General features: G+C 73.1%; 9 protein-coding genes and 1 tRNA gene. 8 read left to right on the top strand and 2 right to left on the bottom strand.

Going from position 1 to position 12,984, the window contains the following annotated elements:
• Positions 1–473 precede the first annotated feature (473 nt).
• Positions 474–1,820 carry an MFS transporter gene (locus ACIBM5_RS21765; RefSeq protein WP_396008364.1) on the top strand — a complete coding sequence of 449 codons (1,347 nt, stop codon included), beginning with the start codon at positions 474–476 and terminating at the stop codon, positions 1,818–1,820.
• Between the two features lie 97 nt (positions 1,821–1,917).
• On the opposite strand, the gene ACIBM5_RS21770 is transcribed toward ACIBM5_RS21765, so the two are convergent.
• A tRNA-Met gene (locus ACIBM5_RS21770) sits at positions 1,918–1,991 on the bottom strand.
• Positions 1,992–2,310: 319 nt separating this feature from the next.
• On the opposite strand from ACIBM5_RS21770, the gene ACIBM5_RS21775 reads away from it, so the two are divergent.
• The 6 genes from ACIBM5_RS21775 (at position 2,311) to ACIBM5_RS21800 (ending at position 10,554) form a co-directional block, all read left to right on the top strand.
• Positions 2,311–3,735, top strand: a complete 1,425-nt coding sequence (locus tag ACIBM5_RS21775; RefSeq protein ID WP_396008347.1) for a cytochrome P450 — start codon at positions 2,311–2,313, stop codon at positions 3,733–3,735.
• A gap of 82 nt (positions 3,736–3,817) precedes the next feature.
• A complete protein-coding gene (gene lhgO / locus ACIBM5_RS21780) occupies positions 3,818–5,092 on the top strand; it encodes an L-2-hydroxyglutarate oxidase (protein ID WP_396008348.1) in 1,275 nt (424 codons plus the stop codon).
• Between the two features lie 149 nt (positions 5,093–5,241).
• Positions 5,242–7,461, top strand: coding sequence for an FGLLP motif-containing membrane protein (locus tag ACIBM5_RS21785; RefSeq protein ID WP_396008349.1), 2,220 nt, complete (start codon positions 5,242–5,244; stop codon positions 7,459–7,461).
• Positions 7,462–7,473: 12 nt separating this feature from the next.
• Positions 7,474–8,202, top strand: a complete 729-nt coding sequence (gene trmB / locus ACIBM5_RS21790) for a tRNA (guanosine(46)-N7)-methyltransferase TrmB (protein WP_396008350.1) — start codon at positions 7,474–7,476, stop codon at positions 8,200–8,202.
• 140 nt (positions 8,203–8,342) lie between these two features.
• On the top strand, positions 8,343–10,025 hold the full coding sequence (locus ACIBM5_RS21795) for a PrsW family glutamic-type intramembrane protease (protein ID WP_396008351.1): 1,683 nt from the start codon (positions 8,343–8,345) through the stop codon (positions 10,023–10,025).
• A 40-nt stretch (positions 10,026–10,065) separates the two neighbouring features.
• Positions 10,066–10,554: a YcxB family protein gene (locus tag ACIBM5_RS21800; protein WP_396008352.1), complete on the top strand. Its 489-nt coding sequence runs from the start codon at positions 10,066–10,068 to the stop codon at positions 10,552–10,554.
• 264 nt (positions 10,555–10,818) lie between these two features.
• Here ACIBM5_RS21800 and ACIBM5_RS21805 read toward each other — a convergent pair whose 3' ends face one another.
• Entirely contained in the window at positions 10,819–12,513 is a 1,695-nt protein-coding gene (locus tag ACIBM5_RS21805) for an MFS transporter (protein WP_396008353.1), read from the bottom strand.
• A 142-nt stretch (positions 12,514–12,655) separates the two neighbouring features.
• Between ACIBM5_RS21805 and ACIBM5_RS21810 the strand changes: the two genes are divergently transcribed.
• Positions 12,656–12,859, top strand: a complete 204-nt coding sequence (locus ACIBM5_RS21810) for a hypothetical protein (RefSeq protein WP_391588081.1) — start codon at positions 12,656–12,658, stop codon at positions 12,857–12,859.
• The last annotated feature ends 125 nt before the right edge of the window (positions 12,860–12,984 follow it).

Consider the following 12,984-nt stretch of genomic DNA (forward strand, 5'->3'; position numbering starts at 1 on the left):
GTACTGACGCGGCGTCAAGTACGTTCTGTCAATGATTGCGACCCGGCCTTGGCGATGGCTTGGCCAAGGGTTGCCCGGCAGCGGCACGACCGGGAACGACGCGTGGAATCGGGTCGCGAGACACCCGGGATTGGCGAATATCTCCCTTACCGCCGGTGGCCTGTCCGGTTACGCTGAGGCGGACGGAGGGTTGCCTTTGGGGGCAAACTATGCGCGGCAGTCCCAAGCAGGATCAGTCGGGGCGCTCGGGCCCCGATGAGGGGGGTCGGGAGGTTCCCGATCCGGGGGTAGTGAGCGGAGGCGTCGGCGCCGGGTCCGACGGCTCCTTCGGCGACTCCCCGGCCGGCGCCGACCAGGCGTCCCCCGAGTGCCCCTCCACCCTCCACGCCTACCCCGACCAGGGGCCCGCGGAGCCCGCCGACACCCGTCCCCGGCCCCCGCGCGAGCGCGGACCCAACGGGCGGCTCGGCGAGTTGCTCGGCGTCGCCGGGGTCAGCAATGCCGGACTCGCCCGCCGGGTCAACGATCTGGGCGCCCGGCGCGGACTCTCGCTCCGCTACGACAAGACCTCCGTGGCCCGCTGGGTGGGCAAGGGGATGACTCCACAGGGCCCCGTGCCACACCTGATCGCGGCCGTGCTCGCGGAACGCCTCGGCCGCCCGGTGCCGCTGGAGGAGATCGGCCTGGACGACAGTCGGCCGGTGGATCCCGATCTCGGTCTGGCCTTCCCACGCGATGTCGGGGAGGCAGTTCGCACCGCCACCGACCTGTGGAGGCACGACCACGTGAATCGACGCGAGTTGCTCGCCGGGACGTTCGCCGTCACCGCCTACGGCACGCCGATGGCCCGCTGGTTGATCACCCCCGCGGACGCCCGCGCCGAGCACCGCGGCACCGGGCCGCACGTGGGACACAGCGATGTGACCAAGCTGCGCGAGGCGGCCGAGGAGGCCCGGCGCTGGGACAGCAAGTACGGCGGCGGCGACTGGCGGGCGTCGATGGTGCCGGAGTGTCTGCGCTGCGACGCGACCCCGCTGCTGCGCGGCAGCTACCACGACGACGTGGGCCGCAGGCTGTTCGGCGCCACGGCCGAACTCTCCCGGCTGGCCGGGTGGATGGCCTTCGACACCGGCCAACACGAGGTCGCGCAGCGCTACTACATCCAGGCCCTGCGGCTGGCCCGCGCGGCGGCGGACGTACCGCTCGGCGGCTACGTGCTCGCGTCGATGAGCCTGCAGGCGACCTACCGCGGCAACCCCGACATCGCGGTCGACCTGGCCCAGGCCGCCATCGAGCGCAACAAGGGCATCGCGACCTCCCGGGTGACCGGCTTCCTGCACCTGGTCGAGGCGCGCGCCCAGGCCCGCGCCGGCGACGCGGCGGGATGCGGGCGCGCGCTCAACGCGGCCGAGGCCCACCTGGAGCGGGCCCGCCCGGGCGACGCCGACCCGGAGTGGATCGACTTCTTCACGTGGGACCGGCTGTGTGCGGACGGCGCCGAGTGCTACCGCGACCTGGGCGTGCCCGAGCGCACCCGCTACTTCACCGTGCAGGCGCTCGCGGGCCTGCGCGGCGAGGCGTACCAGCGCTCGCACGGACTGCGGCTGGCCGTGGGTGCGCAGGCGGAGTTGCGCGCGGGCGAGGTCGAGTCGGCCTGCGCGACCGGCAGGCAGGCGCTGGAGATCGCGGACCGGGTGCACTCGTCGCGCAACGCGGCCTACCTCAACGATCTGATGATCGGCCTCAAGCCGTACGCCGACGTGCGCGCGGTCAAGGACTTCACCGAACGCGCCCGGCTGGTCGGCGGGATCACCGTCTGAGCCGCACCGGACCGTCCTCGGCCCGGCGAACGACCTCGGTGAATGCCACCGGAAACGCCACGGGCCCGACATTTTCATGTCGGGCCCGTGATCCAAGTAGCGGGGACAGGATTTGAACCTGCGACCTCTGGGTTATGAGCCCAGCGAGCTACCGAGCTGCTCCACCCCGCGTCGGTAGACCCAACTGTACGCCATCGCGACCGCGCCCACGACCAATTACCGCGACGGCCGGCCGGACCGGCCGCGGGAGACCGGGGACGGGGACGCGCACCGGCCCGCGGGGAGCGAGGACCGGGCAGCCGGGCCGGAGACCCGGGCCGGCAATCGACTCCCCTACGGGAAAAGGCGGTTCGTGTCCGATTCGCACCGGTGGCAGACGGCCGCGGGCACGATATGGTTCCGGGCCGTAGAAGGGGCGGGTCGCCCACCGGGGCGGGCCGACGTGCGCCGGCGACAGCCGTGGCAGCGGCAGAGCGGGATGTGTCCTGAGATGACCGAGAGATCCGGCTGCCCGTTCGTGGCCCTGTCCGGCCCACGTTTCGAGACCGACCCGGCCGGGTTGTACCGCGAACTGCGCGAACGGCACGGTCCGGTGGCGCCGGTCGTGCTGAACGGCGGCGTGCGGGCGTGGCTGGTCCTGGGTTACGCCGAACTCCTGGCCGTGCTGCGCGATCCGGACCGGTTCTCGCACGACTCGCGGTTGTGGCGCGACCGGAACGAGGGCCTGGTCCCGGCCGATTGGCCGCTGTCGCCGATGGTCGAGTACCGCCCCTCCGTCCTGTGCGCCGACGGCCCCGAACACCGACGGCGCAGCGCGGCCGTCGCACAGAGCCTGGGCCGGGTCGATCGGCGGGCGCTGCGCGGCGAGATCGAGCACATGGCCGATTCGCTGATCGACACGTTCGTCACCCGCGGCGAGGCCGACCTGCTCACCGAGTACGCGCAGCGCCTGCCGCTGTTGGCGATGGGCCGGATGGTCGGCATGTCCGCTCCGGACGGACCGGACCTGGTCCGGGCGATCAACGGGATGTTCGACGGCGGCCCGGAGGCGCTCGCACATCAGGCGGCCTTCCACCGCATGATGACCGACCTGGTCGCGGCCAAGCGGATCACGCCGGGCGCGGACGTCACGTCCTGGATGATCGCGCATCCCGCCGGGCTGACCGACGCCGAGGTGATCGAGGACCTGCTCGTGATCACCCCGACCGAGCCCACCGCCAACTGGATCGGCAACGCGCTGCGCATCCTGCTGACCGACCACACCCTGCACGCGTCCCTCACCGGCGGCCGCCGCACCACCGACGAGGCGCTCGACGAGGTGTTGTGGCAGGACCCACCGATGCAGAACGCGGCCGGCCGCTGGGCCACCGGCGACACCCTGCTCGGCGGCACCCTGATCCGCGGCGGCGACTTCCTGCTCCTGGGCATCGCGGCCGCCAACGCCGACCCCGCGGTCCGCACGGCGGGCACCGAACTGACCGGGAACCGGGCCCACTTGGCCTGGGGCGGCGGCCCGCACATGTGTCCCGCCCAGGACCACGCACGCCTGATCGCCAAGACCGCCGTGGACGCGCTGCTCGACCGGCTGCCCGACCTGCACCTGGCCGTTCCCCAGGACGCGCTCACCTGGCGCGCCTCCCCCTGGATCCGCGCCCTCGCCACACTGCCGGTCGCCTTCACCCCCGACCGCCCGATCCACGGCGGCGCCCCCTGGCCGGCCCCCTCCCCCCGGCCGGTCCCGACCCCGGCGCCGGCTCCCGCGCCGCCGACACCTTCGCCCGAGCCCGCACCCGCGCTCGCCCCGCCCGTGCACCCGGCCCCGGTCCCCGAGCCCACACCCGAGCCCGAGCCCGACCCGGCACCGGCCACATCCACCGCGTGGTGGTCCCCGGCCAGGTGGCGCCGCGGCCGGTGACGGCGGACACCATCGGGCAAGCCCGTCCCGGGCCCGGGTCGGGCAGCCTAGGGTGGGTCCGAGGCCGGACGGAGGTGTGCTCATGACGTTGACCTACGACGTGGTGGTGATCGGCGGCGGGATCGTCGGTCTGGCCACCGCATACGCGCTCACCGAACGCGACCCCGGGCGCACCGTCGCCGTGGTCGAGAAGGAGACCTCCTGGGCGGTCCACCAGACCGGCCGCAACTCGGGGGTGATCCACTCCGGCCTGTACTACCGGCCCGGCAGCCTCAAGGCCCGCTTCGCCGTCGAGGGTGCGCGTCGGATGACCGAATTCTGCGCCCGACACGACATCCCGCACGATGTCCCCGGGAAGCTCGTGGTCGCCACCAGCGTGCATGAACTCCCGCGACTGCGCACGCTGTTCGAGCGTGGCCTGGCGAACGGCGTGCCGGTCACCGAGCTGACCACCGAGCAGGTTCGCGAACGCGAGCCGCACGTGTTGTCGGTCGGCGGCCTGCACGTGGCCTCCACCGGCATCGTCGACTACGCCGACGTGTGCCGGACCCTGGTCGACCTGCTGCACGAGCGCGGCGTCGCGCTGCGCACCGGTGCGGAAGTGGTCGACCTCGCCGTGCACCCGGACGAGGTGGTCGTGCAGACCCGGCTCGGCGAGTTGCGCGGGCGGGTCCTGGTCAACTGCGCGGGGCTGTACAGCGATCGGATCGCCGCGCTGGCGGGCGATCCGCCGCCGGTGCGGATCGTGCCGTTCCGCGGCGAGTACCACGAACTGGTGCCCTCGCGCCGCGGGCTGGTGCACGGGCTGGTCTACCCGGTACCCGATCCGGCCTTCCCGTTCCTGGGCGTACACCTGACCCGGGGCATCCACGGCGACGTGCACGTGGGGCCGAACGCGGTCCTGGCGCTGCGTCGCGAGGGCTACTCGTGGTCGCGGATCGCGCCGCGCGAGCTGGCCTCGACCCTGGCCTACCCGGGCCTGTGGCACATCGCGCGCCGGCACTGGCGGTACGGCGCGGGCGAGTTGCTGCGCTCGGTGGCCAAACCCGCGATGGTGCGCGAGGTGCAGCGGCTTCTCCCCGAGGTCACCGCGAACGACCTGGTCCGAGCCCCGGCGGGAGTGCGCGCACAGGCCGTCCGCCCCGACGGCGAACTCGTCGACGACTTCCTGATCACCGGCGGCCCGCGCACGATCCACGTGCTGAACGCGCCCTCGCCCGCCGCGACCGCGTCGCTGCCGATCGGCGACGAGATCGCGGCTCGGGTCGCGGAGCGGCTGGGGAGTGCCTTCAACCCCGCATCGGGCGCCGCGGCGTCCGGTGCCGGGCCTCGGCGTGCCGGAGAACCACCGGCCTAGTGGTTCCGTTCGGGCGGTTCGCCGGGGGCGGCGAGGCGCGGTGCGGGCGTCGTGGTGCTCGGCGAGGTGAAGGCGCGCCCCGGGGGCTCTGGCCGACCGCCGAGCCGTTGCGCGATCATGGTCGCGGACCGGCCGATCGGGGGACTGTCGTGGCCATCAATCCCGCTGTACTGCGGGCCCTGTTCGTGGGCGCAGCCGTGCTCGTGGTGTGCGGGCTGCTCGGCGGGCTCGCGCCCGCCCGCGCCGACACCCCGGGCGCCCGGCTGGTGATCTCGCCGGGCGGACAGCTGCGTCCCGGCGACGCGGTCACGCTCCGGGGCTTTGGGCACACCGGATGTCCCACCGGTCGGGTGGACGTGATCGGGTACGACGCGCGGTTGCGCACGAACGTGCTGGGCACCGACCGGTTGATCGCGGCGGACGTACCGATCGACCCCGCGCAGGACCACGGCTTCACCGTGCGCTTCACCCTGGACCCACCCGTCTACGTCGGGGTCCAGGGCTTCCGCACGGTGTGCACGAACCGGGGCCGGGAGGTGTTCCCGGCACCGATGGCCCAGACCACGTTCGACTATCCGCAGGCCGAGCCGGGCAACCCGGACGGCTTCCCGGCCCCGGGTCCGCCGCCGGCGAACCTGGCGAGCCGACGGCTGGTGCTCGAACCGGCCCGGCCCACACCCGACGGCTTCGTCACCGTCTGGACGAACCTGCGCTGCGGGCCGGCCACCGCGACGCACAGCGGCGGACTCTTCTGGGACGGCCGCTTCGTCACCACGTTCTACGCCCCGGCGGAGCCGAACGGGCCGCAGGCGCTGATCGAGTACCAGCCGCTGCGCCTGCACGTCCCGCAGACACCCACCCGCGGCGCACACCGGATCACCGTGTCTTGCCTGTCCGATTCCGCCGAGTTCGGCGTGGTGGACGCCGGCGTCGTCCTCGATGCCGAACTCACGCTCCCGCCCGTCGCGTTCGGCCTCTCCACCGCGCGGGCCGGCGGCGGCGACCGGATCCGCGCGACCGGATCCGGTTTCACCGGTTGCGCCGCGGCGACCGGCGCCACGCCCGCCGGGCTGGTGATCCGCCGCGGCGACCGGGAGCTGGCCCGGGTCCCGGTCGGCCCGGACGGTCGGGTCGACGCCGAGCTGACCGTGCCCGCCGGGTTGCCCGAGGGGCCGGCCGAACTGACCGCGGCGTGCGCCACCGAGCGCCTGGACGGCAGCGTGCGGCTCGCGTTCACCGTGCTGCCCACCCGGCAGCCGGCCCGGGACGTGCCCAGCGGGGCCGCCGACCGCGCCGAGTCCGCGCGCGGCCTGCCCTCCCCCGGCGACCTGCTCGACCACCCCGCGCCGCTCGCCGGCGCGGGCGTCGGCGCCGTGCTCGCCCTCCCGTTGGTGGGTTTCGCCGCCGAGCTGTTCAACAAGACCGTGGAGGAGAACCGGGGTCGCATCCGTCGCCGGCTGCGACCGGGCGCGGCCCGACCGCGTTCGCTGCCCCGGGCGCCGCGGCTCCAGGTACTCGCCTTCGTGCTGCTGTCCGCACTGGGCACGGTCGCGGTCGAACCGAACGTGGCCCTGGACACGAGCACGTCCGCGCTCGCCCTGTCCCTGCTGATCGCGGTCCCGCTCACCGTGCTCGCCTACGCGGGCGTGTCCGAGGCGTATCGCCGACACGTCTCGCGGGTCCGCGCCTTCCCGCAGCTGATCCCCGGTGCCCTGGTGGTCGCCCTGCTGCTGGGTACCGGCTCCCGGCTCGCGCACCTGGTGCCGGGCTACGTCTACGGCCTGTTCCTCGCCTTCACGCATGCCGGCCTGCGCCGGATCTCCGCGCGCGAGGACGGGCGGGCCACCGCGCTGGGCGCGTGGACGCTGGCCGGGGTGGGCCTGAGCGCCTGGGTGTGGCGCATCCCGGTCGAACACGTGCTCGCCGGCGACGACACGCCGGCCTTCGGCTGGGTGCTGGCCGAGAACGTGCTCACCCAGACCTATGTCGCCGCGGTGATCGGCCTGGTCTTCGGCCTGTTGCCGGTGCGCTTTCTGGACGGCCACCTGCTGTGGCGGTGGAGCCGATGGGGCTGGGCGGCGGTGTACGCGGTCGCGGTGTTCCTGTTCCTGCTCACGCTGCTCGACCCGACCGGGGTGAGCACCGGGGCCACCCGGGGGATGTGGTTGCGCGCGGCGTGGCTCTTCGGTGCCTTCCTGGTCGCGTCGGTGCTGTTCTGGGCGGTGTTCCGGCTGCGCCCGGCAACGCCGCCGGGCCCGCCGTGGGCACCGCACGTGCCCGTCGGAGCGACGCTGCCCGGTCCGTCGGGCCCGCCGCCGCCGATGCCCGGGGTGCCCCCGACGATCGGTCGTCCCCCGGATTCGCCGTAAAATCCTTGTCTTATGTCCCCTCTTCCCGGCGCCTCGACCGCCTCCGGCGTCCCGATCACCGATCGCCCGATCCGTCATCTCGCGACCGTGCGCAGCTTCACTCCGCGGCGCGGCCGGGTCACGCTCGCCCAGCGCGACGCGCTGGATCGGCTGTGGGAGCGCTGGGGGTTCGACGTCGCGGACCGTCGGCTCGACCTGGGCGAGCTGTTCGGCGACGACCGCCCGGTGGTGCTGGAGATCGGCTTCGGCATGGGCGAGGCGACGGCGGCGATGGCCGAGGCCGACCCGGGCACCAACGTGCTCGCCATCGACGTGCACACCCCGGGCCAGGGCAGCCTGCTGCACGACGCCGAGCGCCGCGGCCTGACGAACATACGGGTGGCCAACGGCGACGCGATCGAATTGCTTCGGGACATGTTGCCGCCGGCCTGCCTCGCGGGCATCCGGGTCTTCTTCTCCGACCCGTGGCCCAAGACCCGGCACCACAAGCGCCGGCTGATCCAGCCCGGCTTCGCCGCCCTGGCCGCCTCGCGTCTGGCGCCGGGCGGGATCCTGCACTGCGCGACCGACTGGGCGCACTACGCGGAATGGATGCTCGAAGTGCTCTCCGGCGAGCCCGAACTGGTCAACACCGTCGACGGCTACGCTCCCCGACCGAGCTGGCGGCCGGTCACCCGCTTCGAACAGCAGGGGCTCGACAAGGGCCACGAGGTCGCGGATCTGCTCTTCCGGCGCCGCTGAGCCGGGCACCGGCTCGAACCCGGCCCCGTGCGCGACCCGGCGGCGCGTACCGACCCCGGTCGGACCACCGATACCGACCACGTCACAGCCGACCCGAGAGAGGGGCACCGCGCCGCCGCGCGGCGTTATCGTCACCCCATATGGACGCATCGCAAGGACCCGACGCGCCGGCCGGTCCGGTCCCCCCGGACCGGGCCGCGTACGAGTTCGCCCTGTACGAGCCCGGACCGGTCGAGAAGTCGCGGCTGCGCACGCTCGCGGCGAACCAGACCGCGCGAATAACCGTGCTCGTCACCGCGCTGCTCGGCTGTGCCGTCACCGTTGCGGTCATGCTCGGCGACACCATCGGCGTACAGGGGCTGCTCGTCGGCGCGTTGTTGGCGCTGGTGCCCGCTCCGCTGGTGGTGAGCGCGATCGTGTGGCTGGGTCGGGTGCGGCCGTTGCCGTGGAAGAGCCTGCTCTTCGCGTTCGCGTGGGGTTCGTGTGCGGGTGCGCTCGTGGCGCTGCTCGCGAACAGCTGGTCCTTCGACAAGCTGATGGACCTCAAGGGGGAAGAGGACGCCGAGCTGCTGGGGCTGACCATCGTGGCGCCCGTGGTCGAGGAGTGCGTCAAGGGACTCGCGGTCCTGCTCCTGTTCCTGACCATCCGGCAGAGCTTCCGCGGCGTCCTGGACGGACTGATTCCGGCGGCGGTCAGCGCGGCGGGTTTCGCGTTCACCGAGAACATCCTGTACTTCGGCCGCGAGTTCGCCGCGAGCGAGGACAGCGGCGACGGGCTGGGCACCACGTGGGGCACCTTCATCGCCCGCGGCATCATGTCGCCGTTCGCCCATCCCCTGTTCACCTCGATGATCGGCCTCGGCTTCGGCCTCTCACTGGCGGTCCGCTCCCGACCGGCGCGGATCCTGCTCCCGCTCGGCGGCTACGTGTGCGCGGTCGGGCTGCATGCGGCCTGGAACGGCTCGGCCACCCAGGGCCTTGCCTTCCTCGGGGTGTACTTCCTGGTCATGATGCCGATCCTGGGCGGGCTCGTCTGGTACGTGGTGATCGTGCGCCGGGACCAGTTGCGCGCGGTCGAGGACGAGTTGCCGGGATACGTCGCGGCGGGCTGGTTCCGACCGCACGAGCCGCTGTTGTTGTCCTCGATGGCCGACCGCTCGCGCGCGCTGCGGACCGCGAAGGCCATGCTCGGCCCGGCCGGGGCGGCGCGACTGCGCGCGTATCAGGCGGACGCCACACTGCTCGCCGAACTGCGCCGGCGGGCGAGCCGCTCGCGCAAGGGTCCGGCCCCGGAGTACCCGGAGCAGGAGCGCGAGCTGCTGGATCGGGTCTGGGCCGCGAAGCCGATCCTGGGCCGGGTGATCGACCACACGATGCCCTCGCCGAGGTGGCGCTACATCAAGCCGCCGCCCGGGTGGGCGCCGGGGATGATGCCGTTCGGCCCGCCGGGCACGGCCCCGTACGGGGCAGCGCCGTACGGGGCACCGACCGGCTGGGCGCCACCGCCGGGCACGGCCGCGTTCGGCCCGCCGCCCGGGTGGCTGCCGCCGGGTCGGCATCCGGAGGCGCATCCCGCCTGGGGGCCTCCGCCGCCCTACGGCGTGCCCGCGCCGTGGGAGCCGCCTCGGCACGCGGCCAACGGGGCGTGGAGCGGTCCGCCCGGCCAATCCGGCGCACCGTGGGGTCCGCCCCCGGCGTCGGCCGCCGGCGGCGTGCCCGCGCAGCCCGGACCGCTGGGCCCGCCCGCGTGGTACGCCCGCCCCGGCGACACCCCACAACCACCACCGCCCGAGGCGACCCCCACGGAACCGCGGGAGTCGTAGCCGTAGCCGGCTCGGGCGGGCCGCATGCGACCATGGCCGGGTGCATATCTCGACCACCTACGTCCCGACCGAGGCCGATATCGCGGAGGGCGTGCTCGCCTTTCGGCGTGGTCTCTTCCGGGGCCTGCTCGGGGCCGGGGCGGTGCTCTCGGTGCTGGGCGTCGTCCTGGTGACGAAGGCGCTGCTGACCGGTACGACCGTGTTGTGGCCGCTCGCGTTCCTCGGTTTCGGTGGGGCGATGCTCGCGCTGCGGTTCTGGGCGCCGATCCAGGCCGCTCGGCAGAACAAACACATGCACGGCGTGCCGTGTGAGGTCACGCTGACCGACGAGGAGTTCACGACCACGCTCGGCGGCAGTCGCAGTACGACCCCGTGGGACACCTTCCGCAAGGTGCGCCGGGTGGACGCCCAGTGGATCTTCGAGTTCGGCCCCACCCAGGCGATGACCATTCCGGACCGGGTCTTTTCGGACGCCGAAAACCTCGAACTGGAGACGTTTATCCACAGCCGGAGCCGGGCAGCGCGCTGATCTTCCACAAGGAAGATCCACATCCTGTGGAAAACCTGTGGGCAAAGGCTTTCGGCGTACCACGGTGCTCGAAATGGGGAGAGTCGATGCCGATTCGACCTGATCGGGCTCGTTTATCCGGTTGCCTGCATGCTATTGGCTTTCATCCGTTCGGCATTCCCCGCATTCACCACAAAGGCGACCCCTCGCGGGGTCGCCTTCGGGTGTCTCGGATCGCCCGTCTTCAGCCCGTCTCCACCACGGACGGTGTGGACGGACGCCCGGTCAGCGCCGGGTGCGGACCGGCTCGTCGCCGCCCGCGGCGGCGAACCCGGCGGGCCGCGCCCGCGCGCCCGTCCCGGTCTCCGGCCGGGTCCGCTCGTCCGTCTCGATCCGCGGCTGCGGCTCGTCCGGCTCCGCCGCCATCTCCGCCTCGGCCTCCGTCTTCGCCCGGGCCTCCGCCTCGGCGGCGACCGGTACCCCGCGCAGCAGGACGGTGGCGACGACCGCGGCCAGCGTCAGCAGGACCGCGCCGCCCAGGGTGGCGTACTGCATGCCGTGTGTGAAGGCGTTCCGCGCGGTGTCCAGGAGTTGCTCACCGGCCCCACCCGAGATCCGCCCGGCGGTCGCGCTCGCCGCCGCCAGCGTGTCGTTCGCCGCGTGCATCGCGTCGGCGGGCACTCCCGGCACGGTCGCGTCCCGCATGTCCCGCCCGTACACCGCGTCCGCGATGCTGCCCAGGATCGCGATGCCCAGCGCCCCGCCGAGTTCACTGCCGGTCTCCGAGGTGGCCCCCGCCGCACCGGCACGCTCCGGCGGCGCCGCGGTCAGGATCATCTCGGCGGTGAGCGTGGTCGCGATCAACACCCCGGCGGCCACCAGACCCGCACCGACCAGGACCAGCACGAGCGGCGAGTCCGGTCGGGCCGAACTCATCACCAGGAAGCCGGCCACCGCGAGGAGCAGCCCCGCGCCGATCAGGAATCCGGGCCGCACCCGCTTGGCCAGGATGCCGGACACGGTGAGCGCGACCATGATCCCGGGCATCACCGTCAGCGACCACAGCGCCGCTTCCAACGGTCGCATGCCGAGCACGAGTTGCATGTACTGCGTGTTGAACAGCGCGGAGCCCAGCATGGCGATGCTCGCGATCACGTTGACCGCGATCGAGGCACTGTAGGCCCGATCGCGAAACAGTTCGAGGTCGATCAGCGGGTCCGCGATGGTGCGCTGGCGGCGGACGAAGAGGAAGCCCACGACCAGGCCGACCACGATGGCGATCAGATAGCGCGGGGCAACACCCTCGGCCGCGATCTCCTTGATCCCGTAGATCACGGCGAGCACCGCCACCAGCGAGAGGCCGGCGCTGATCAGGTCCAGCCGACCGGCGGCGGCGTCCTTGAACTCCGGGAGCAGGAACGGGCCGACCGCGAGCAGCAACACCATCGCGGGAACGTTGAGCAGGAACGCCGAGCCCCACCAGAAGTGGTCGAGCAGCAGGCCGCCGGCCACCGGGCCCAGGGTGGCGCCCGCGGTCAGGGCGGCGGTCCACACCCCGATCGCGGTCCGCCGCTGGGCCGGGTCGTGGAACATGTTCCGGATCAGCGCCAGCGTCGAGGGCATCAGCGTGGCGCCGGCCACGCCGAGCAACGCGCGGGTCGCGATCAGCATCTCGGCGCTGTTCGCGAAGGCCGCGGCCACCGAGGTGGCCCCGAAGGCCGCCGCACCGATCAGCAACAACCGGCGCCGCCCGATCCGGTCGCCGAGCGCGCCCATCGTGATCAGCAGGCCCGCGAGCAGGAAGCCGTAGACGTCCATCATCCACAACTGCTGCGGAGCCGTGGGTTCGAGGTCCTCGCTGATGAACGGAAGCGCGAAGTACAGCACGCCCATGTCCATCGACACGAGCAGGAGCGGGAGGAGCAGGACCGTCAGGGCGATCCATTCCTTGCGGCCGGCCTTGGCCGTGGTGGAGGTCATGGCAGGAACTGTACGAGCGTATAAGACGGCTGTCTAGGACGTTTGTATAAAAAGTTCGGCGCGGGGTTCCCACTCCCGGCGCAACGGGTAGTCGGGGTCGGTGCGGGGGCACCGACCCCAGTCCCGAGCGAAGGACGGCCAGATGAGTGACGAGCGCATTCCCGTGAACGAGATCCCCGAGGGCGACCGGCCCCGGATGGACCTGCGCAGTGGCGCCGAGACGCCCGTCGACCCGGAGGACCTGGTGCTTGCGGAGGGCAAGGATCTGACCGAGAAGAACATCGAGGAGGCCCGCCGTCGGCTGGCCGAACAGGGTCCGGCCGCGGTCGAGCGCATCGTCCCCTGACCGCGGACACCCCGCGGGGGGCGGCGCCGATCCCGGTGCCGCGCCCCGCCGCCCTGCAGCCCGCAACGCGGTGCCCCGGACAGCCGCCGGGGGGGCGCCGGGGACCCCACTCCACCGGCCCGCCC

The organism is Embleya sp. NPDC050493 (genome assembly GCF_044458105.1).
GTDB lineage: Bacteria > Actinomycetota > Actinomycetes > Streptomycetales > Streptomycetaceae > Embleya.